The 18,979-nt window shown below is 59.8% G+C and carries 21 protein-coding genes and 2 tRNA genes; 12 read left to right on the top strand and 11 right to left on the bottom strand.

Annotation, left to right across the window (positions count from 1 at the left end; genetic code table 11):
- Positions 1–12 precede the first annotated feature (12 nt).
- From ACSQ3L_RS20925 to ACSQ3L_RS20910, 4 genes are read right to left on the bottom strand one after another with little or no spacing between them, the layout of a single operon-like run.
- The gene (locus tag ACSQ3L_RS20925) at positions 13–1,077 is read right to left on the bottom strand and encodes an ABC transporter ATP-binding protein (protein WP_436161642.1); all 1,065 of its coding nucleotides are present in this window, start codon (positions 1,075–1,077) and stop codon (positions 13–15) included.
- Positions 1,074–1,856 (bottom strand): ABC transporter permease, encoded by a 783-nt coding sequence (locus tag ACSQ3L_RS20920; RefSeq protein WP_436161641.1) that lies wholly within the window; start codon positions 1,854–1,856, stop codon positions 1,074–1,076. Before ACSQ3L_RS20920 ends, ACSQ3L_RS20925 begins: the two co-directional genes overlap by 4 nt.
- A gap of 1 nt (position 1,857) precedes the next feature.
- Positions 1,858–2,724: an ABC transporter permease gene (locus ACSQ3L_RS20915; RefSeq protein ID WP_436161640.1), complete on the bottom strand. Its 867-nt coding sequence runs from the start codon at positions 2,722–2,724 to the stop codon at positions 1,858–1,860.
- Positions 2,725–2,737: 13 nt separating this feature from the next.
- On the bottom strand, positions 2,738–3,817 hold the full coding sequence (locus ACSQ3L_RS20910; RefSeq protein WP_436161639.1) for a polyamine ABC transporter substrate-binding protein: 1,080 nt from the start codon (positions 3,815–3,817) through the stop codon (positions 2,738–2,740).
- Positions 3,818–3,908: 91 nt separating this feature from the next.
- Here ACSQ3L_RS20910 and ACSQ3L_RS20905 point away from each other — a divergent pair, with 91 nt between their 5' ends.
- A complete protein-coding gene (locus ACSQ3L_RS20905; RefSeq protein ID WP_436161638.1) occupies positions 3,909–4,523 on the top strand; it encodes a TetR/AcrR family transcriptional regulator in 615 nt (204 codons plus the stop codon).
- A gap of 126 nt (positions 4,524–4,649) precedes the next feature.
- A complete protein-coding gene (locus ACSQ3L_RS20900; protein ID WP_436161637.1) occupies positions 4,650–5,219 on the top strand; it encodes a DUF2569 family protein in 570 nt (189 codons plus the stop codon).
- Positions 5,220–5,597: 378 nt separating this feature from the next.
- On the opposite strand, the gene ACSQ3L_RS20895 is transcribed toward ACSQ3L_RS20900, so the two are convergent.
- Genes ACSQ3L_RS20895 through ACSQ3L_RS20885 form a run of 3 tightly spaced genes read right to left on the bottom strand, consistent with a single transcriptional unit; the run spans position 5,598 to position 8,430 of the window.
- On the bottom strand, positions 5,598–7,739 hold the full coding sequence (locus tag ACSQ3L_RS20895) for a nuclease-related domain-containing protein (RefSeq protein ID WP_436161636.1): 2,142 nt from the start codon (positions 7,737–7,739) through the stop codon (positions 5,598–5,600).
- Positions 7,736–8,080 carry a helix-turn-helix domain-containing protein gene (locus tag ACSQ3L_RS20890; protein WP_436161635.1) on the bottom strand — a complete coding sequence of 115 codons (345 nt, stop codon included), beginning with the start codon at positions 8,078–8,080 and terminating at the stop codon, positions 7,736–7,738. The genes ACSQ3L_RS20895 and ACSQ3L_RS20890 overlap by 4 nt, the downstream gene beginning before the upstream one ends.
- Positions 8,077–8,430 carry a type II toxin-antitoxin system RelE/ParE family toxin gene (locus ACSQ3L_RS20885; RefSeq protein ID WP_436161634.1) on the bottom strand — a complete coding sequence of 118 codons (354 nt, stop codon included), beginning with the start codon at positions 8,428–8,430 and terminating at the stop codon, positions 8,077–8,079. Before ACSQ3L_RS20885 ends, ACSQ3L_RS20890 begins: the two co-directional genes overlap by 4 nt.
- 276 nt (positions 8,431–8,706) lie before the next feature.
- On the opposite strand from ACSQ3L_RS20885, the gene ACSQ3L_RS20880 reads away from it, so the two are divergent.
- From ACSQ3L_RS20880 to ACSQ3L_RS20870, 3 genes are all read left to right on the top strand, one after another.
- Positions 8,707–9,573, top strand: a complete 867-nt coding sequence (locus ACSQ3L_RS20880) for a hypothetical protein (RefSeq protein ID WP_436161633.1) — start codon at positions 8,707–8,709, stop codon at positions 9,571–9,573.
- 86 nt (positions 9,574–9,659) lie between these two features.
- Positions 9,660–9,914 (top strand): hypothetical protein, encoded by a 255-nt coding sequence (locus ACSQ3L_RS20875; RefSeq protein ID WP_436161632.1) that lies wholly within the window; start codon positions 9,660–9,662, stop codon positions 9,912–9,914.
- On the top strand, positions 9,911–10,861 hold the full coding sequence (locus tag ACSQ3L_RS20870) for a restriction endonuclease (RefSeq protein WP_436161631.1): 951 nt from the start codon (positions 9,911–9,913) through the stop codon (positions 10,859–10,861). Before ACSQ3L_RS20875 ends, ACSQ3L_RS20870 begins: the two co-directional genes overlap by 4 nt.
- 88 nt (positions 10,862–10,949) lie before the next feature.
- Here ACSQ3L_RS20870 and ACSQ3L_RS20865 read toward each other — a convergent pair.
- Positions 10,950–11,025, bottom strand: a tRNA-Thr gene (locus ACSQ3L_RS20865).
- Between the two features lie 156 nt (positions 11,026–11,181).
- Between ACSQ3L_RS20865 and ACSQ3L_RS20860 the strand changes: the two genes are divergently transcribed.
- The 3 genes from ACSQ3L_RS20860 to ACSQ3L_RS20850 all read left to right on the top strand — a co-directional run bounded on the left by ACSQ3L_RS20860 (position 11,182) and on the right by ACSQ3L_RS20850 (position 12,608).
- Positions 11,182–11,346 carry a hypothetical protein gene (locus ACSQ3L_RS20860; protein ID WP_436161630.1) on the top strand — a complete coding sequence of 55 codons (165 nt, stop codon included), beginning with the start codon at positions 11,182–11,184 and terminating at the stop codon, positions 11,344–11,346.
- 203 nt (positions 11,347–11,549) lie between these two features.
- Positions 11,550–11,747: a hypothetical protein gene (locus ACSQ3L_RS20855; protein WP_436161629.1), complete on the top strand. Its 198-nt coding sequence runs from the start codon at positions 11,550–11,552 to the stop codon at positions 11,745–11,747.
- A gap of 552 nt (positions 11,748–12,299) precedes the next feature.
- A complete protein-coding gene (locus ACSQ3L_RS20850; protein WP_436161628.1) occupies positions 12,300–12,608 on the top strand; it encodes a BA14K family protein in 309 nt (102 codons plus the stop codon).
- 70 nt (positions 12,609–12,678) lie between these two features.
- On the opposite strand, the gene bhcR is transcribed toward ACSQ3L_RS20850, so the two are convergent.
- The gene (gene bhcR, locus ACSQ3L_RS20845) at positions 12,679–13,500 is read right to left on the bottom strand and encodes an HTH-type transcriptional regulator BhcR (RefSeq protein WP_436161627.1); all 822 of its coding nucleotides are present in this window, start codon (positions 13,498–13,500) and stop codon (positions 12,679–12,681) included.
- Between the two features lie 214 nt (positions 13,501–13,714).
- On the opposite strand from bhcR, the gene gcl reads away from it, so the two are divergent.
- The 3 genes from gcl (at position 13,715) to ACSQ3L_RS20830 (ending at position 17,348) form a co-directional block, all read left to right on the top strand.
- Positions 13,715–15,496: a glyoxylate carboligase gene (gene gcl / locus ACSQ3L_RS20840; protein ID WP_436161626.1), complete on the top strand. Its 1,782-nt coding sequence runs from the start codon at positions 13,715–13,717 to the stop codon at positions 15,494–15,496.
- Between the two features lie 10 nt (positions 15,497–15,506).
- Positions 15,507–16,304, top strand: a complete 798-nt coding sequence (gene otnI / locus ACSQ3L_RS20835) for a 2-oxo-tetronate isomerase (RefSeq protein ID WP_436161625.1) — start codon at positions 15,507–15,509, stop codon at positions 16,302–16,304.
- Positions 16,305–16,448: 144 nt separating this feature from the next.
- Positions 16,449–17,348, top strand: coding sequence for a 2-hydroxy-3-oxopropionate reductase (locus tag ACSQ3L_RS20830; protein WP_436163494.1), 900 nt, complete (start codon positions 16,449–16,451; stop codon positions 17,346–17,348).
- Between the two features lie 115 nt (positions 17,349–17,463).
- On the opposite strand, the gene ACSQ3L_RS20825 is transcribed toward ACSQ3L_RS20830, so the two are convergent.
- The gene (locus ACSQ3L_RS20825) at positions 17,464–18,315 is read right to left on the bottom strand and encodes a TrmH family RNA methyltransferase (protein ID WP_436161624.1); all 852 of its coding nucleotides are present in this window, start codon (positions 18,313–18,315) and stop codon (positions 17,464–17,466) included.
- Positions 18,316–18,513: 198 nt separating this feature from the next.
- Between ACSQ3L_RS20825 and ACSQ3L_RS20820 the strand changes: the two genes are divergently transcribed.
- Positions 18,514–18,598: transfer RNA gene (locus tag ACSQ3L_RS20820), tRNA-Tyr, on the top strand.
- A gap of 17 nt (positions 18,599–18,615) precedes the next feature.
- Here ACSQ3L_RS20820 and ACSQ3L_RS20815 read toward each other — a convergent pair.
- Complete coding sequence (locus ACSQ3L_RS20815; protein WP_436163493.1) at positions 18,616–18,972, bottom strand: hypothetical protein; 357 nt, start codon at positions 18,970–18,972, stop codon at positions 18,616–18,618.
- Positions 18,973–18,979 lie beyond the last annotated feature (7 nt).

Here is an 18,979-nt window from a genome sequence, read left to right as displayed (position 1 = left end):
CGTCAGAAAAGTTCAATCCGTCAGCAGGATGATCTGGTCGGTATCGCACGAAACGGCAACCGTGTCGCCCGGCCGGGCGGTGGCTGTCGCGGGCAGCCTGGCGATGAACTGAAGCGACGGGTCCTCGATGGAAACGGCGAGCACGCGTTTGAAGCTGCCCTGGAAAACGACGTCGCTCACCCCGGCCGTGCCGAGTTTGACGGTGCCCGCGGCCGCGCCGAGGACAAGATGCTCCGGCCGTATGGCCAGCACAACGGCGGAGCCCACTGGCAACGCGCCGGGCAGCGTGACCGGCCCAATCGGCGTCGCGACAGTGCTTGTCTTCTCCTTCGCCTGCGTGACTGTGCCGGCAAGGATCGTGCTCTCGCCCATGAAGGTCGCGGAAAAGCGCGTCGCCGGCCGTGCGTAGACGCGCTCGGGCGGGCCTTCGTCCTCGATGCGCCCGTCATTCATCACCACGCAATGGTCGGCCAGCGCCATTGCTTCTTCCTGGTCGTGGGTGACATGGATGAAGGCGGTACCGACGCGCTTCTGGATCGCCTTCAATTCGTCCTGCATCTGCCGGCGTAGCTTGAGGTCGAGCGCGCCGAGCGGTTCGTCGAGCAACAGCACCGCCGGCTCGATCACCAGCGCCCGCGCCAGCGCCACGCGCTGCCGCTGGCCGCCGGAGAGCTGATGCGGCTTCTTGTCGAAGGCGGCAGCCAATCCGACCAGCGCCAGCGCCTCGCGCGCCTTTGCCGCCCGGGTAGCGCCATCGACGCCCTGCATGCGCAGGCCGAAGCCGACATTGCTGCCGACGCTCATATGCGGAAACAGCGCATAGTCCTGGAACACCGTCGTCGTCGGGCGCTTGGCCGGCGGCACCGAGGTACAGTCCTCGCCGCGGATGAAAACCTTGCCTTCGCTGGGGGTGACGAAGCCGCCCAGAATGGAGAGCAGCGTCGTCTTGCCGGACCCCGAAGGCCCGAGCAGGATCGTGTAGCTGCCGGGTTCGATCCGCAGCGAAACGTCCTTCAGCACCGTGTGCTGGCCGAAGCGATGCGAGACATTGCTGATGTCGACGAGGGGCGCGCTCATGCCGGCTTTCTCCGCAGCAACATCAGTTCAAAAAACACCACCAGCACGATGGAGACGGCGAAGACCAGCGAGCCGACGGCGTTGGTCTTGGGGTTGAGGCCGGAACGCAAGAGGTTCCAGATTTCGACAGGCAGCGTGGTGTCGAAACGCGTCAGCAGGAAGGAGATCACGAACTCGTCCCAGGAGAATGTCATCGACAGGAAGAAGCCGGCGAAGATGGCAGGCGCCATCACCGGCACGGTGATCAGCAGCAGCACCTTCCATTCCGGCGCGCCGAGGTCGCGCGCGGCGCGCTCGATGTTGATCTGGTGGTCGCCCATCTGGCTGTAGATTATGGCAAAGCACAGCGGCAGGTTGATCACGACATGGCCGATGCCGGCGGCCAGCAGCGATTTCGGCACGCCGGCCCAGTTGAACAGCACCAGCAGCCCCATGCCGATGATGAGATAGCTGACCGTCAGCGGCAGTGTGATCAGCCCGCGCAGCAGGCCGGAGCCGGGCAGGACGAAGCGCGCAAAACCCCAGGCGGAAAGGAAGCCGAGCGTGACGGCGGCGAGCGACGAAATGGAGGCGACCAGCAGCGAATTGACCAGCGCCGAGGTCAGCCGCGTGTCGCTGAGAACCGCCTCGTACCAGCGCAGCGACGGGCCGGTGAAGGGCGGGATCGGGAACGAGGTCGCCTGCAAAGAAAACAGCACCAGCACGACGACCGGCAGGAAGATGAAGGCATAGACGGCGAGCGCGTAGAGCCAGGAGGCGATGCGGACGAGCTGGCGCATCTCAGGCCCGCTCGATCTTCAGCCAGCGGGCGCAGGCCAGGTAGGCGATGGTGACGACGGCCATCAGGATGATCGACAGCGCCGAGGCCAGCGGAAAGTCGCCGCGCCGGCCAATCTGCATCATCACCAGCTGCGGCATCAGAAGCTCGTTGTTGCCGCCCAGGATCTGCGGCGTGATGTAGTCGCCGATGCACAGCACGAAGGTGAGGAAGGCGCCGACCATGATGCCGGGCAGGGTCAGCGGCAGCACGACATGCAGGAAGGTGCGCACCGGCCCGGCGCCGAGATCGGCGGCGGCCTTGCGATAGCTTGGGCTGAGCTGCTTGAGATTGGCGAAGATCGTCAGCGTCAACAGCATGACGAAGAAATGCACGAAGCCGGTGACGGTGGCGAAACGCGTGTTGGCGAGCTGCAGCGGCTCGCTGATGAGGCCGGAGCCGGTCAGCGCCCGGTTGACGACGCCGTTCTGCGCCAGCACCAGCAGCCAGGAGTAGGAGCGCACGACATAGGAGGTCCAGAACGGCAGCACCGCCAGCATCAGCGCCAGCCGCTGCCAGCGCTCCGGCACCTGTTCGGCGAGGATCCAGGCGAAGGGATAGGCGAGCAGCACCGAAACCACGGTGACGATCGCAGTCACCTGCAGCGAATTCACCATCGCCTGCCAGTAGGATGGGTTGGTGAAGAACTGGCTATAGTTGGATGCCGTGAAGCCGCCGCCCTCATGCGCCGTCAGGCTGGAAAACCCCATGGCGATGAAGGGCAGCACGAAGAACAGCAGCGTCCAGCCGAGCGCCGGCGTGACCAGCGCCCAGGGCAGAGCACGGCTCGCCCGGGGCAGGGCAGGCCTGTTGTTTGCCGAGGGGCTCATGAGCGACGACAGCTCATTTTGCCTGCAGCATTTCGGTCCACATGTCCTGCATCTTCTTGTCGAGATCGGCGTTCGGCGCCGGATAGGACTGGGCGCGGGCGAGGAAGTCCGGCTGCTCGTCGAAGCGCAGAACCTTCTTCTGGTCGTCGGTCAGCGCCGCCTTGGTGTTCGCCGGCATGCCCCAGTAGCAGGACGAGGTGGCAAGCCGCGCCTGGCCCTCCGGGCTCATAATGTACTGGATGAATTTCAGCGCCATGTCCTTGTTTTTGGAATCCTTGAACATGGCCAGCGACTGCGACCACAGAACCGCACCCTCCTTGGGGATGGAGAAGTCGAGCGCCGGGTTTTCCTTGGCCAGTCCCGCCGTCACCCATTCGCCGCCGCCGACCAGAATGTCGACCTCGCCGGTCGCCAGCGCCGTCTGGCTGGCGGTCACTTCGCCGACCAGCTTGGCGTTGGCCTTCATCTTGAGAAGCTCGTCCTTCAGCGCGGGCAGGTCGGCTTCGGTGAGCTCAGCCGTCTTCTTGCCGATGGCGAGTGCCGCCATGCCGATGACCGGCAGATAGTAGTCGTAGATGGCGACCTTGCCCTTGTACTTGTCGCTGGTGAGGGCTGCCATCGACTGCATGTCGGCCGGATCGACCTTGGTCTTGTTATAGCCGATCGTGTTGTAGCCGAACTTTTCGGTGATGCCGTAGCGCTTGCCGCCGACCACGGTGGAGCCGTCCATCTTCACCTGCGGAAACAGGTCGGCCAGCGGCAGTCCGTCTTCCGGCAGCGGCTCGAACAGGCCCTTTTCGACACCGCGCGGCACGTCGATGCTATCGATCACCATCACATCCCAGTCGCCCGGCTGCGACTGTTCGACGATGGCAAGCCCGGCGCCGGTGCCCTCGAATTCCTTGACGTTGACCTTGACGTTGTTGGCCTCTTCGAACGGCTGCAGCAACGCCGGATCGGAATGATCGCACCAGATCAGCGCATTGAGATCGGCGGCTTGCGCGCCCGTCGCAAGCAGCAGCGCCGCGGCTGCGGCAGCAGTGCGCAAATGAGTCTTCAGGATGGAAAGTGGATTGCTGGCTTTAGCGGACATCGAGTGTTCTCCCTTGCCTTTGTGGCTTCTTGCAAAAAATTGAACCAATTCTAAAATTGAGTCAATTCTGTTTTTATGGCAAGAGGCTGACATGAGCGGATTGCGGGCAAGGCAAAAGGCGGACCGGCACCGGCGCATCATCGAGGCGGCGGCGGAACTGTTTCGCGAGGCCGGCTATGAAGGCGCCAAGATCGAGGCGATCGCCGCGCAGGCCGAGGTCTCTGTCGGCACGATCTACAACTACTACGAGAATAAGGGCGACATCCTCGGCGCCATCGTCTCGCTGGAGGTCAACGAGGTGCTCAATGCCGGGCAAGGCGTCGTCGCCAGGCCGCCAGCCAATGTCGGCGATGCGTTGGACACACTGATCGGCATCTACATCGAGCACTCGCTGCATTATCTCAGCAAGGAGATGTGGCGGCAGGCGATGGCGATCTCGACGCAACTGCCCGACAGCCCGTTCGGCCAGGCCTACACCGCGCTCGACCGCGCGCTGACCGAACAGATCCGCGCCCTGATCGCCCGTCTGCAGGTGCTCGGCCTGGTGCGGCAGGACATTGACGGGGCGGCGCTCGGCGAACTGATCTTCAACAACATGAACATGATGTTCATCGAATTCGTGAAGCGCGACGCGGCGAGGATACCGGAACTTCGCGCGGCGATACGGAGGCAGAACAGGATATTGGTGGCGGCGATTGGAGTGTGAGGGAGTCAGGAGCAGACAGGAGAAAATCGTCGGTTCGGCATATTGTCATTTCACACCAGCGCTCGCCTCTTGAGTTGAATTTAAAACCTGGTACAACTTAAGGGGGCATAAAAGGGGGAGGGGTAAATGGGGGCGTTTTCCATCTGGCATTGGGCGATCATGCTGCTGTTGATCGGCGTGCCTGTTTTCTTTGCTGTTCGATCAGCCGCGAAGCCATCACAGAATCCTGAGGCTCTTGTGGGCTTCGGCGGCTGGCTGATGCTGCTGGCTATCGGCCAGACATTGTCACCGCTGCGCACACTTGCCGAATTGGGGTCCTCAAGCGACGGCTACAGCCAGCTCATGCTGGTGCCGAATGGACCCATGGTGGTCTATGGCGAGGTTGCCCTGCTGCTGGCATTTATGGTGCTTCAACTGGTGGTGCTTGTTGCCATGCTGAGGCGGAGCCCTTGGTTCAAGCAGTTGTTTCTCATCCAATGGCTTGCAATTCCCGTGGTGTTCATACTGGACGCGATCTGGGTCTCCACCGCACTCGGGGTTTCCGTTGGGCAAGTGGTCGCCGGAGAGGCGCTCGCGGCGCCTATAGTCTCGTTTGTGCTGACAGGACTCTGGGTCGCCTACGTCTACAAGTCCGTCAGGGTGAGGAACACGTTCACCAGGGCTGGCGCATCTGCCCAGGTTGCGAGCGCGTCGTAGAAGACAGCGCAACTTGGAATACTTTGGAGCGTCAGGGCTCGGCGAACCGATCTTCAACAACATGATGTTCATCGAATTCGTGAAGCGCGACGCGGCGCGGCGATCCGAAGGCAAAACCGGATTTTGGTGGCGGCGATCGGGGTGTGAGAAAGAGTCAGGCCAGCTTGAAGAACGCCAGCAACTGCAATGCGTGTGAGCTCCTTGAGATGAACGCGGCGTGTTAGGTTCATCTGCGCCTTCAGCGACAGATTGGAGACTCAGCGCCCCAGCTGAACAAGGTGCAAACGAGCTGAGCGCGTTGCTGCGTCAACGGCGGACCGGACCAGAAATGTCCAGATCGTGAGCCGACGTTAAGTGACAAATTTCGCAGATTGCGCGTTAGTCCGTTGCCTTCGCAGCCCGTTTGGCTTTCCCGAATTTCGATTCTTCCCGCCGCGATTTGAAGGCCAACGCCACCTCTTCGGACCGCTTGGCATCTTCCTCATTTTCTAACCAAGGCCAAACCAATGCCAATAGACCATCGATTGGCCCTTCGGTCTGGACGCTATCGACAATCACATACCAACGGTCGCTGTGAGTGTCGTATTTGTGTTTGGAGCCTATCGCTTCGGCGGCACCTGCGGCGTTGGCGTTGAGTTCCTTGGTCACTGCATAAGTAATTCCGCCGCTTGCCGTCGAGACAGAGAACGCTTTGATTGCCTTGCCGGTGAATCGAATTTCCTTTCTAAGCGAATCGATATGGGCGGAAATGTCGGTCAGCGCCTGCTCGGAAAAATCATAGAGATCGATGACAACGGAAGCGATTGCAGGGTCGGCATTTTTCAACTCTGCCAGCAGTTCAGAAATTATCGGGATGTCCAGCGTCTCGGCGACACCCTTTGGTCGTTCCGTATCAATGCCCACGTCAGCCGCAATCATGTAGTCATCGACGGCCGTCGCAAAATCGCGGTCCAACATCATCATGTCCGCGTCGGGCGGAAGCGCCAGCTTGGCCCGAATGTGGTAGCCGAGAAAATTGTACTCACTATCTGAGATCACCTTCTCGAACACATTCGATCGGCACTTAAGGTAAAATAGCATCTCGATTGGCGTGGGAAGCATTTTCGCCACACAATCAAGGACGCCAAGATCCCAAATAACAGGTGCGATGTTGTCGCCCTGGTTTAGCATCTTGCCTGAGAGGAAGGTCGACGCCGGGAAAGGGTCGCTAAGGATCACTACGGGAAAGAAGCGGGGATGGGAGGGCATTTTTAGCGTTTGGCCCTTCGCCGTCTGGCATTGCAAACCACCCTTGATAAGCTCGACACAGCGCAGCGCCTGCTCGTAAGGGTCCTGTATAGCTCCTTTGAAATCTGTCTTAAGCGCCTCGGTGTCACCTGCTCGTGCCTTCAACGTGACACGCTTTGATTTCGCCTGCACAACGAGGACGAATTCACCGTAGACCACAAGGACATCAATTTCGCCCACGACCGCTTTTGCCCCATCCAGAATCGAGACATTTTGAAAGACGTTGGCAGCGCCAAACACGCTCGTGAGGATATGTGCCGAAGACTTTTCTAAGAATTCACCTCGTTTTTGCGCCGCCGCATCACGGTAGGCTTTGTCAGCCATCATCCAGTAGAACGGGCTCTCGTAAATGGATTCAAGGAGCCGGTACTGATTTGGAATATAAAGGCAGTCACCAATATCGATAATCGGGGCGATATTCGCCTGATTGACGGCGAACGGATTGGTGAAGTCTGCGTTTGCGCCTGTGCTGGAAATGGCGAACTTGGCGAAAAACCTGTTCGCCTTTTCGCCAAATTTTTCCCGCACGTCGGTTTTGGCGATCAGCAAACTGTTCGTGAGGTCGCCGTTCGTAAATTGATGGCCCTCCATCCGCATGTGGCCGACCGTTGTCATTTGGTCGTTGACCCGCCCGATGATGAAATCCGCAATTTCTAGCATCGGTCTGATTGAGAGACCGGCATTCTGTACGAACCAGACCGCATCCTCGCGGTAGCGTTGTCGGCTAAAGTTTGAAAACTGATGCAGGTAAAAGCTCTCTGCACCGTAGTAAATAGCCTCTCGGGCTACGAGGCCGATCGAACCGGGGTCATCAATGAAGCTTTGCGTATCCTTGTCGAATTCGGGGGCACAGTCCGTCAATATGCGATCATGTAGTTCGCGCAGGAGCGTATCGGCATCCGCTGCGAACGAGTCGTCTTGAGCAAGAACCGAAAAAGCCTTGTCTGTGTCAGCCTGAACAGTCAGGCCTAAAAGCAGCATCAACTCATTTTTGTTTAGCTTCGACGTGGACCAGCGGTGCTCAGGATCGTCGGCAATGCTCCCGTCGTGTGTATCTATGGTTACAACCCAATCGCGATAGATGATCGAAGAGATCTCATGCAGGGCACCGTCACGCTGCGCTAGCGACCGAAGGTCTGCGAATATTACCTCGCTGGTTCGGGGCTCCGGTCGGTCCTGTGCAACTTCTGCAGCAGCTTCTTGTTCAGCAGGCCCGCCGTCTTTTCCGGTCATAGCGCTGGCTTAGAATGTTCGACCCGCGCCACATGGGCGCGGGGTCGCACGCTCACCGACAATTCAACCTCTTGCCCGAGTTGGGTTAAAACCGTCATGAGGCGATCCAGCGTAAATCGTCCAAGATTGGCGCGGCGGATACGGGAAAAATCGGCATGGCTGATCCCGGTGACGTCTTGCGCTTTGCGGGTCGTCCAGCTGCGTTCGTCCAGGATTTTTATGATCTCGGACGCCATGATGGCCTTTGCCTGCAAAAGGTCGGCGTCGTCGCGATTGAAGTCGCGAAACACGTTGCCGCTGCCGTGGACCAATTCCATGTCGTCTTCTTTTTTCGTGCTCATCTCAGCATCTCCTTCAGTCGCTTTATCCGCTCAAGGACCAGATCGATCTCCTGTTTGGGTGTTTTGATTCCGCTCTTCGACTTCTTTTGAAAGGCGTGGATAACCCACAAAGCGCCTTCAAACTGAATCGTATAAACAGCGCGATACGCGTCGGTACGGTGACGCAAGGCCACTTCGTAGACACCAGTCCCCAGGCCTTTCATCGGCTTTGCGTTGGTAGGAAAGCCGCCATCGGCGGCGATCGTCAACGCCGCCAAAACCTCGTCCTGGGCGTCCTTCGGAAAGTCCTCGAATGCCTTTAGGGCAGCTCTAACCCATGAAACCGGCCTGGTATCGCGGTAGATAATCATCTATCACCATGTTGGCAAATTTGCCACCAAATGTCAAGGGCTAAGCTATCGTCAGCAAGCGACTTATGGGCTAAGGACGGTCCGCTTTAAATATGAGCCTACTTTGGATCAAGATGCTCTTATCGCTTCGAAACAACGGCAGAAACGGATACGATCACCTTAGATAATCTAGCCTCTGAGAATATTGTGAGCGCAAACTCTCCAAGCACCAGCGATATCAAACGCCTATTTGCCCTTTCGGGAAATCGCTGCGCTTTCCCAAAGTGCAATGCTCCGATGGCAATCGGCGACACGCTTATCGGCGAGATTTGCCACATCAAGGGAGCTAGACTTACCAGCGCTCGACATGATCCTGACCAGCTTCCTAGAGAGAAGCATGCATTTGAAAACCTCATTTTGATATGTCCGACGCACCATACCGTCATCGACGATGACAAAGAGTCATATACGGTCGACCGGCTTCTTCGCATGAAGCGCGATCACGAGGATCACACAAAACCAGTAGAGGAGAGCGAGGCCGATCGGGTGGCGCAAGTCTATGTGCAAAGTGTCGAGACCTCCGGCCAGAGCGGCGGATTCGCCGCGCATACTGTCCACGCAAATACCATCACCGTGCAAACCACCCATGGCGCAGGGCACTTATCAAGCCGTCAAATGGCGGCTGTCGAGCATCTCTGGGAGATAGTCAGAGGCCTTGGTAGCGAGTTCAGCACCGTCGTTTTTGTCGACTCTATCCTGCTGCCAGAGGAAATGGACGGCTACTTTAAAGGTAAAGAAAGCCCCCCTCTCATGGATGCTCTCCTCGAATACAAAAACTCGAATGTGCCCATCGACAAGTTGGCTCGTGCAGGTGCCAATGAGGCAGCTAAGGAGCGTCCCTTTGTCAGTCCTCGGCTCTGGTCAATTTTCTTCATTATCCAGGCCATATACGGGCGCAGCGCGTTTCTCCTCAGCAACTCGTTCAAAGAGAGGCAGCTCAAACATTGGCGCGACGATGATGGCTGCGACCAGTTGCTGCGATCCGTACTCCCGGCACAAGCCGTCGATCACACCAAAGGCCTTTCCTTCAATGGGCTGCGGACAGCGATTGATATGCTCGAATCCCAGTTTCTAACCGAGGCGGGCATGAATAAGCCGCAGTGATTTATTTGACTTCAGCGACGTTCGAGAGATGTTCTAGACCTTTGCGCGCGTCCATTTCGCAAATGTGTTACTCTTAAGTCGAATCTATGAGGAGTCGTCCACTGGTAAGCATCGTTCACTTAGCGCCCGGCGAACCTCCTCCTGAAGAGCGGCATGTTCGGGTTGTTGTTCACCGCGACGCCTTCGGTGAAAAAGGCTACTTCTTTGATAGTGCCGAAGAAGACTACGGCGGCAGCGGCCCATTCGACTGGCGCAGAGATGAAGCGCTTGAGCGCGCTCAGGATTTTGCCGCCATGAGCGGCATCGGGCTTTTGGTCATCGAAGGAAGATTGCAGCGATGACAGCTCGTGTACCGATCGCGCAACTGGTTCAGCGAATACATTTCGAAGATTTTGGTGGCGCCGAATTTGAACGGCTCGTTTTTGCGTATCACGTCCGCGCAGGATGGCATTATGTCGAATGGTACGGCCAAACGGGTAGTGACCAAGGCCGCGATATCGTAGGAGAGTGTGCCGACGAGGCGGGCAACTTCAAGCGTGCCGTCATACAATGTGTCAATCGCGGCAGTCTCACTCAGGCGAAAGCCGAGAAGGATATTGATAAGGCCCTATCATTCGATCCGAGCATCGCAAGCTTTAAGTTCGTGACACGGGGCACGGTGTCCGCTGCTCGGAGAAACGCGGTGAAAGCGTTTGCTGACAAGTGTGGGGTCAATCATCTGACAATCTGGTCGGGTGCGGATTTCGAGGAGAATCTTCGACTGGTCGGCGAAGATCTCTTGCGCCGCTTCTGTTTGGGAGAAGCCTTTCCCGACGACGCCGAAAAGCTCCGAAGTTTTGCGGATGACTTTCCCACCCTCGGGGATGAGGAGTCTTTAGCACAGATGGCTGCCGTTTTTGATCGGCCCGCGTTTCGGACCCCATTTTTCCAAGAGTGTTCTCTTCATGCATTCCAGCAGGCAGTTGAGGATACTATCGCTGCGCTAAACACGGGCTTGTGGCGAACGCGAGAGGGTGAGGCCATTCGCCGTATTCCGTCGGTCCACCATCTGCGGAATCCTACCGCGAAAAAGCAGGTCATGCGGGCGATCCAGTTGGTAGATGAACTCCGACGCACGTTCGTCTCGGGCCTGCGCCATGGCACGATCAAGCCTTGCGGCTGCGGCAATGCCAATTGCCCAATTTTTATGATCGAACCATCAATAGGGGAGAGGCTAGACAGGATTCGCTCGGACGCGCTGCAAGCCTTTCGTGCGGCGTTGCCTGGATTTCCGGTTGCGCTGGAATAGACTCGCTCCGAGAGAGGAGGGTTATCGAATCGCAAAAATCTCAGCACCATTCAAGATGTAGGAGACATGAAAATGGACGGAACCGAACTGGTGCCCCCGGACGGAATCGAACCGCCGACCTTCGGTTTACAAAACCGCTGCTCTACCAGCTGAGCTACAAGGGCACGGCGCTCCGGTTAGCATATTTGTTGCGTCAGTAAAGACAAAACTCCGTTTTTTCCCAGGCATGCCGCATGGGTCGTCGGGGAGGGCATCCTGAAAAGCGCCGGATTGCTTCCTACATAGGAGCTAGGTGCAATCGCTTCGAGCAGGGGTGTCGCATGATCAGATTTGTCATCATTCTCCCGATCATCTTCGTGACCTGGATGCTGCTGGTGAAGATCATCAGCGATGTGAAGAAGGCCAATGTCGACTGGACCGGCATCACCGCCATCATCGGCTTCATCGCGCTGGCTTTCTGGCTGCGCCATGTCACGGGGATGTGAAGAAAGCGAGTAGCGAATAGCAACGTAGCGAGTGATGCGCGGCGTTCCTGTCTTTCCCTACTCGCTATTCGCTACTCACTATTCGCTCTCCTAAAGGCCACTTCACAAAAAATCTCCTCCACCTTCGAACCTTTTCCCGCGCCGCTTCGACTGATGGTCAGAGGCGAATGGGTCGCCTCGATCAAAAGATCCAGGAGATCATCATGTTGAAGCGCACTCTTACCTCAGGCCTCGTCGCCATTTTCGTCGCCACCGGCGCGCTCGCCGGCACTGTCGGCACGTCGTCCGCCCACGGCATGTACGGCCATCATCATCACCACCACAAGCACTTCAAGAAGTTCTGGTGGAAGCACTACAACCATCATCACCACAGGCACGGCCGGGTGATCATTTTCCTTTGATGGAGGAACCCAGTTCTCCCAAGAGGGCGGCTTCGGCCGCCCTTTCTTGTATTGGCGATCACCTTGTGAAGCGGGACGGCAAAGTGCCGATCTCCCTCGTTGCGGGACGCGGCCAGAATTGATTGACGGATCGGCGGGACAGCCTCTGTCCTGCTGGGCATCTCCCGCAAGGGCAGGGCAATCGTATACGGCGCTCCCCCTCTCCGTCTCGGCTTCGCCGAGCCACCTCTCCCCCACTTTGTGGGGGCGAGGAACCCAGGCTTTTCAAGGCCGCGACCTCGGCGGTTGGTTTCCTCGCCCCCATGAAATGGGGGAGAGGTGGCCGCGTAGCGGCCGGAGAGGGGGCTGGCGCTGCCCTTCCCGCAAGGGAGATTGGGGGTTGTCAATCGGCAACGTCTGCAGGTTGAAGTTGCTGCCGGCACGAACTCGGCCCGGGCGATCCAAGCCGGCTCCAGAAAAATCGAAAAAAGATTCGAACCTTTTTCCTGGCCGCGACGACAGACGATCAAGAGGCGGATGGATCGCCTCGGTCAACGAAGCAAGGAGATCATCATGTTCAAGAACACACTCGTTTCCAGCCTCATCGCCACCGCCGTCGCCGCCACCACGCTGGTCGGCACCGTCCAGCCCTCGGCCGCCCACAGCCATCACCACAACCGCGAAATCGGTATCGGCATTGCCGCCGGCGTCGGTGGCTTCGTCCTGGGCAGCCTGCTCTCCCAGCAGCCCCGCACCGTCTATGTCGACGAAGACGGCGGCTCGTGGCATGTCCGCCGCTGCTACGATCGTTACGCCAGCTACGATGTGGACTCCGACACCTATGTCGGCCACGACGGCTATCGTCACTACTGCCGGCTCTGAGGAGGGGCGTTTCAATCAGCTGAAAAAGAGGGGCGCCCCCGCCGCCCCTCTTTTCGCTGTCCGCATGATCTCAGGCCGAGCTGACGCCGCCGATCATCCTGGTCACCTCGGCGGCGGCGTCGCGCACCAGCGGGCCGATCTCGGCCAGCCGCTCCGGCGTCACCCGCACGGTCGGCCCGGAGACCGAGACGCCACCGATCGGCTCGCCGAATTCGTTGAAGATGGCGGCCGCCACGCAGCGCATGCCGGGATGCCGCTCCTCGTCGTCGACCGACCAGCCGCGCAGCTTTGTTCTCGCCAGATCATGGGCAAGCGCCGAAATGTCGGACAGCGTCCTGTCGGTGAAGCGCTGCAGGCCTGCCTTGCGCAGGATGGTTCCGACGCGCTCTGGCTCGAGATGCGCCAGCACCGCCTTGCCGATGCCGGACGCATGGAAGGGGCTGCGCGTGCCCGGCCGGAAGAAGGCGCGGATCGCCTGATGCGTCTCGACCTGGCTGACAAAGACGACGCAATCATCCTCGGCGACGCCGAGATTGGCGGTCTCGCCGGTTCTTTCCATCAATTCCTGCATGACGACACGCGCGCGGTCGACCAGCTTGCGGCGGCGCAGGAAGGCCGCGCCCATGCGGTAGGTCTCGACCCCGATCGACCACAGCTGGTCTGATGTGTCGAATTCGACCATGCCGTGGTTTTGCAGCGTCGTCAGCATGCGATAGGCGGTGGAGGCGGCAAGGCCGCTCTGCGCCGATATCTCGCTCAGCGACAGGCCGCTGCCTTCCGCGACAATGGCCAGGATGCGCAGCGCCCGGTCGAGCGACTGCACCGAACTGGCCTCCGAGGGCCCGTTGAAAGCGCGCGGCCGTCCGCGCTGGCGTTTTTCGGTGGTTTCCATGCCGTCATTCTCGGTCGGTTTCGCCAAACGCACAATGAAAAAGTTTTTCACTCGGACAATAGGATAAATTCCTGGAAAACGAAAAATGCAATAAAATCAGAAATATGACGCCATTTTCTAGAAATGAAAAAATATTCTGAAAAAATTGAAAAATACCCCGCTTGCTGACATCCTTAGCCAATCCAACAATGACAAACCCGTGGAGGGCTGGAAAATGGCCAGGATGCGCGCTGTCGATGCCGCTGTTCTCGTTCTCGAAAAGGAAGGCATTTCCTGCGCTTTCGGCGTTCCCGGCGCGGCGATCAATCCATTCTATTCGGCGCTGAAGGCGAGGGGAACAATCCGCCACGTGCTTGCCCGACACGTCGAGGGCGCTTCGCACATGGCGGAAGGTTTTACCCGGGCCAAGGCAGGCAATATCGGCCTGTGCATCGGCACATCGGGACCGGCCGGCACCGACATGATCACCGGGCTCTATTCGGCGGCCGCGGATTCCATTCCGATCCTGTGCATCACTGGCCAGGCGCCGCGGGCACGGCTGAACAAGGAGGATTTCCAGGCCGTCGATATCGCTGCCATTGCCGCGCCGGTCGCCAAATGGGCGGTCACCGTCATGGAGCCTTATCTCGTCCCCATGGCGCTGCAGAAGGCATTTCACCTGATGCGCTCGTCGCGGCCGGGTCCGGTGCTGATCGACCTGCCGGTCGACGTCCAACTGGCCGAGATCGAGTTCGACATCGACGCCTATGAGCCGTTGACGCCGTTCAAGCCGGCTATGACACGCGCCCAGGCCGAAAAGGCGTTGACGATGCTCAACGCGGCGGACAAGCCGCTGATCGTCGCCGGCGGCGGCATCATCAACGCCGACGCGTCCGATCTGCTCATCGAATTCGCCGAAATTTCAGGCGTGCCGGTCATCCCGACCTTGATGGGCTGGGGCGCTATCCCCGACGACCACCGGCTGATGGCCGGCATGTGCGGGCTGCAGACCTCGCACCGCTATGGCAATGCGACGATGCTGGAAGCCGACTTCGTCTTCGGCATCGGCAACCGCTGGGCCAACCGCCACACCGGCTCGGTCGACGTTTATACAAAGGGGAAAAAGTTCATTCATGTCGACATCGAGCCGACGCAGATCGGCCGTGTCTTCGCGCCGGACCTCGGCGTCGTTTCGGATGCGGGCGCGGCACTGAAGATGCTGCTCGACGTCGCCACCGAGTGGAAGACGACTGGCAAGCTGCGCGATTGGTCCGGCTGGGCGAAGGAGTGCCAGGCCCGCAAGAAGACGATGAAGCGCAAGACGCATTTCGACCAGGTGCCGCTGAAGCCGCAGCGTGTCTATGAGGAGATGAACAAGGCGTTCGGCCGCGACGTCACCTATGTCACCACGATCGGCCTGTCGCAGATTGCCGGCGCGCAGTTCCTGCATGTCTACAAGCCGCGCAACTGGATCAATTGCGGCCAGGCCGGCCCGCTCGGCTGGACCTTGCCGGCGGCGCTTGGCGTGCGTGCCGCCGATCCCGACCGCACCATCGTGGCGCTGTCGGGCGACTATGATTTCCAGTTCATGATCGAGGAACTGGCGGTCGGCGCACAGCACAAGCTGCCCTATCTGCATGTCGTCGTGAACAACGCCTATCTCGGCCTGATCCGGCAGGCGCAGCGCGGCTTTTCGATGGATTTCGAGGTCGACCTTGCCTTCGAGAACATCAACCGGTCGGGCGATCCCGAGGCCGGCTACGGCGTCGACCACGTCGCGGTCGCCGAGGCGATGGGCTGCAAGGCGGTCAGGGTGCGCAAGCCGGAAGAGTTCGCCGCCGCGTTCAAAGAGGCGCAGCGGCTGATGAAGGAGCACCGCGTTCCGGTCGTTCTCGAATTCATCCTCGAACGCGTCACCAACATCTCGATGGGCACCGAGATCGACAAGATCACCGAATTCGAGGACCTTGCCGAACATCAGGAAGATGCGCCGACGGCGATCGTCATGTTGGATTAGGAGAAAAAGAATGCCGCGTTTTTCAGCCAATCTGTCGATGCTCTTTGGCGAGCACGACTTCCTCGACCGTTTCGATGCCGCTGCTCGCGCCGGCTTCAAGGGCGTCGAATATATCGGCCCCTATGACCATGCGCCCGATGTCGTCGCCACCCGGCTGAAGAAGAACGGCTTGACCCAGGTGCTGTTCAACCTGCCGGTCGGCGACTGGGGCAAGGGTGAGCGCGGCATTGCCGTACTGCCCGACCGCGTGCCGGAATTCCGCCAGGGCATCGCCAAGGCGATCACCTACGCGCAGGCGCTCGGCTGCCAGCAGGTCAATTGCCTGGCCGGCATCGCGCCCGCCGGCGCCGACCGCAAGGTGCTGGAGGATGTTTTCGCCGAAAACCTCGCCTTCGCGGCGGAAAAGCTGGAGCAGGCCGGCATCAGGCTGCTGATCGAACCGATCAACACGCGCGATATTCCGGGGTTCTTCCTCAACTACTCAGATCAGGCGCTGGCGCTGATCGATCGTGTCGGCTCAAAAAACCTGTTCCTGCAATACGACATCTATCACATGCAGATCATGGAGGGGGATCTCGCCCGTACCATCGAGGCAAACCTTGGCCGCATCGCGCATATCCAGCTTGCGGACAATCCCGGCCGTCACGAGCCGGGGACGGGCGAGATCAACTATCCCTTCCTCTACGACCACATCGACCGCATCGGCTATTCCGGCTGGGTCGGGGCGGAATACAAGCCGAAGGCTGGGACCGAAGCTGGGCTGGGGTGGTTCAGGGAGTTGGCCGGGCAGGGGAGTGCTGCTGCGTAGCAGTTAAGGCCCCCTCATCCGGCCGCTGCGCGGCCACCTTCTCCCCGGTGGGGAGAAGAGACGCGCACCAACGTCGGCAACCTCTTCTCCCCAGCGGGGAGAAGGTGGCCCGTAGGGCCGGATGAGGGGGCGTTTCACACAAGCATTTGGAGAACCACAATGGAAACCATCGGCTTCATAGGCCTCGGCATCATGGGCGCGCCGATGGCGGGGCACCTGCTGGATGCGGGTTATCATGTCATCGCCAGCGACCATCGCTCCAAGCCGCCGGCCGATCTCCTGGCCAAGGGTCTGAAGTCGGTCACTGGCCATGCGGCCGTGGCCAAAGCCACCGACATCATCATCACCATGGTACCGGACACGCCGCAGGTGGCCGATGTGCTGTTCGGCGACAACGGCGTCGCCTCCGGCCTGACCAGGGGCAAGTTGGTTATCGACATGAGCTCGATCTCGCCGATCGAGACCAAAATGTTCGCCAGGAAAATCAACGATCTGGGTTGCGACTATCTCGATGCGCCGGTTTCGGGCGGCGAGGTCGGGGCCAAAGCGGCGTCGCTCACCATCATGGTCGGCGGCGAGGAGAAGGCCTTCGAGCGCGCCAAGCCCGTGTTCGAGAAGATGGGCAAGAACATCACCCTGGTCGGGCCGAACGGTGTTGGCCAGACCACCAAGGTGGCCAACCAGATCGTCGTCGCGCTGACCATTGAAGCCGTCGCCGAAGCGCTTGTTTTTGCTTCAAAAGCCGGCGCCGATCCAGCCAAGGTCAGGCAGGCGCTGATGGGCGGGCTGGCGGCTTCGCGCATCCTGGAAGTGCATGGCGAGCGCATGGTCAAGCGCACCTTCGCACCGGGCTTCCGCATCGAACTGCACCAGAAGGATTTGAACCTGGCGCTGGAGGGCGCCAAGGCGCTCGGCGTGGCACTGCCCAACACGTCGACCACGCAGCAACTGTTCAATTCCTGCGCCGCCAATGGCGGCGCGAAGGAGGATCACTCGGCCCTGGTCAGGGCGCTGGAGCGGATGGCGGGGCATGAGGTGGGTTAGAAGCGAATAGCGAGTAGGGAGTAGGGAATGACGAATAGGGATTGCAGCCACGAATAGCCGGATTCGACTTTCGCTACTCGCTACTCGCTACTCGCTACTCGCTACTCGCTACTCGCTACTCGCTACTCGCTAAAAACTTCCGCGCCACGTAGAGGCTCACCGCAGCCGCGTTCGACACATTGAGCGAATGGATCGCGCCGGGCATGTCGAGCCGCGCCAGCGTGGTCACCGTCTCGCGTGTCTTCTGGCGCAGGCCCTTGCCCTCGGCGCCCAGCACCAGGGCGATCTTTTCTCCAGCAAAACTCTTTTCGAGTTCGGCCGGCCCGTCCGAATCAAGCCCGATGGTGCGAAAGCCGGCTTCATGCAGCTGGCCGAGCGCGTCGGCGAGGTTCTTCACCTCGATCTGGTCGATGTGCTCGAGCGCGCCGGAGGCGGATTTCGCCAGCACGCCCGATTCCTGCGGGCTGTGGCGGGCCGTGGTGATCAGCGCGCCGGCGCCGAAGGCGACCGCCGAACGAAGGATGGCGCCGACATTGTGCGGGTCGGTGACCTGATCGAGCACCAGCACCAGCCTCGCGTCACCAAGTGCATCAAGCCGCTTGGCTTTAAGCGGTTCGGCCTCGATCAGCACGCCCTGATGCACGGCGTCCGATCCGGTGACCTTGTCGATGTCCCTGGGTTCGACCAGTTCCGTCTTGAAGGGCAGGGCGGCGAGATCGGCGATTTCGAGGCGTTCGGCCGCATTGCGCGTCACCAGCATCCTTCTGATTTTGCGACGCGGATTCTCCAGTGCGGCGCGCACCGTGTGCAGGCCGTAGAGCCGCACTAGGCCGTCCGCGGCATTTTCGCCCGGCGGAACCGGCTGTCGCGGCCGGAACGCCGGCGCGCCGCCGCTTTTCTCGTCGCGATAGGCGCGGCGCAGCTTGGCGTAATGGGTGTCTTTCGGGGTGTTGGTTTTATCGCTCATGGCTGGCTTCTATAGCCGTGTCCTCCGGCCAAGGATATGGCCCGTCGCCGCAGCCGGCGAACAGAAACGAAAAACCCTGGCTGCGCGGTTGACACCCAATGGCCTTGCCGCCATAAGGCGCTGCGCTGGTTTCGGAGAATACATATCTCGGGTCCGGATCGGCGTGAATGCCTCGTTGCATGGCTTCGGCGGCAGACTGGAGAGGTGCCCGAGTGGTTAAAGGGGACGGACTGTAAATCCGTTGGCTTAGCCTACGTTGGTTCGAATCCAACCCTCTCCACCACTGCCGGCCGGAAGCCTTCAAACGCAAAGGGAACCGGGCCGAAAGTGCCATGGCGCTTTTCGATGTTTGTCTCGCTCGAAATCTGAAGTCCGCGCGATAAAGCCCCGGTCGCCTTCCATTGGCTTGGGCTCAGTTCGCCGCGTTGATCGACTTGGCCAGCTCTTCGAGCTTCCTGGGATCGTTGCCGTGGCGGCGCACCAGTTCAAGGCAGCCGCGCCGAAGTTTGGGATTACGCTTCTGCGCGATTGGCCAGCAAGAAACCAGATAACTTCGGATTCGCAGTCGACAAGCCAGTCATGCAGGCTGCGGGCGAAGCTTCGAGGCACGACGAGTTCGTATGAGGTCTCTCCGGTGCGCAACAGGAGTACCGGCACATGATGG

The organism is Mesorhizobium sp. LjRoot246, from assembly GCF_964254115.1.
Classification (GTDB): Bacteria; Pseudomonadota; Alphaproteobacteria; order Rhizobiales; family Rhizobiaceae; genus Mesorhizobium.
This window is presented reverse-complemented; position numbering and strand designations above follow the sequence as displayed.

Bases quoted from the DNA above. Each gene is read 5' to 3' on its own strand.
- ACSQ3L_RS20825 (WP_436161624.1), bottom strand. From the start codon at position 18,315: ATGAGCGATAAAACCAACACCCCGAAAGACACCCATTACGCCAAGCTG.
- bhcR (WP_436161627.1), bottom strand. From the start codon at position 13,500: ATGGAAACCACCGAAAAACGCCAGCGCGGACGGCCGCGCGCTTTCAAC.
- ACSQ3L_RS20880 (WP_436161633.1), top strand. From the start codon at position 8,707: ATGGCAATCGGCGACACGCTTATCGGCGAGATTTGCCACATCAAGGGA.
- ACSQ3L_RS20890 (WP_436161635.1), bottom strand. From the start codon at position 8,080: ATGAGCACGAAAAAAGAAGACGACATGGAATTGGTCCACGGCAGCGGC.
- ACSQ3L_RS20850 (WP_436161628.1), top strand. From the start codon at position 12,300: ATGTTCAAGAACACACTCGTTTCCAGCCTCATCGCCACCGCCGTCGCC.
- ACSQ3L_RS20925 (WP_436161642.1), bottom strand. From the start codon at position 1,077: ATGAGCGCGCCCCTCGTCGACATCAGCAATGTCTCGCATCGCTTCGGC.
- gcl (WP_436161626.1), top strand. From the start codon at position 13,715: ATGGCCAGGATGCGCGCTGTCGATGCCGCTGTTCTCGTTCTCGAAAAG.
- ACSQ3L_RS20915 (WP_436161640.1), bottom strand. From the start codon at position 2,724: ATGAGCCCCTCGGCAAACAACAGGCCTGCCCTGCCCCGGGCGAGCCGT.
- ACSQ3L_RS20870 (WP_436161631.1), top strand. From the start codon at position 9,911: ATGACAGCTCGTGTACCGATCGCGCAACTGGTTCAGCGAATACATTTC.
- ACSQ3L_RS20860 (WP_436161630.1), top strand. From the start codon at position 11,182: ATGATCAGATTTGTCATCATTCTCCCGATCATCTTCGTGACCTGGATG.
- ACSQ3L_RS20920 (WP_436161641.1), bottom strand. From the start codon at position 1,856: ATGCGCCAGCTCGTCCGCATCGCCTCCTGGCTCTACGCGCTCGCCGTC.
- ACSQ3L_RS20900 (WP_436161637.1), top strand. From the start codon at position 4,650: ATGGGGGCGTTTTCCATCTGGCATTGGGCGATCATGCTGCTGTTGATC.
- ACSQ3L_RS20910 (WP_436161639.1), bottom strand. From the start codon at position 3,817: ATGTCCGCTAAAGCCAGCAATCCACTTTCCATCCTGAAGACTCATTTG.
- ACSQ3L_RS20875 (WP_436161632.1), top strand. From the start codon at position 9,660: ATGAGGAGTCGTCCACTGGTAAGCATCGTTCACTTAGCGCCCGGCGAA.
- otnI (WP_436161625.1), top strand. From the start codon at position 15,507: ATGCCGCGTTTTTCAGCCAATCTGTCGATGCTCTTTGGCGAGCACGAC.
- ACSQ3L_RS20855 (WP_436161629.1), top strand. From the start codon at position 11,550: ATGTTGAAGCGCACTCTTACCTCAGGCCTCGTCGCCATTTTCGTCGCC.
- ACSQ3L_RS20905 (WP_436161638.1), top strand. From the start codon at position 3,909: ATGAGCGGATTGCGGGCAAGGCAAAAGGCGGACCGGCACCGGCGCATC.
- ACSQ3L_RS20885 (WP_436161634.1), bottom strand. From the start codon at position 8,430: ATGATTATCTACCGCGATACCAGGCCGGTTTCATGGGTTAGAGCTGCC.
- ACSQ3L_RS20895 (WP_436161636.1), bottom strand. From the start codon at position 7,739: ATGACCGGAAAAGACGGCGGGCCTGCTGAACAAGAAGCTGCTGCAGAA.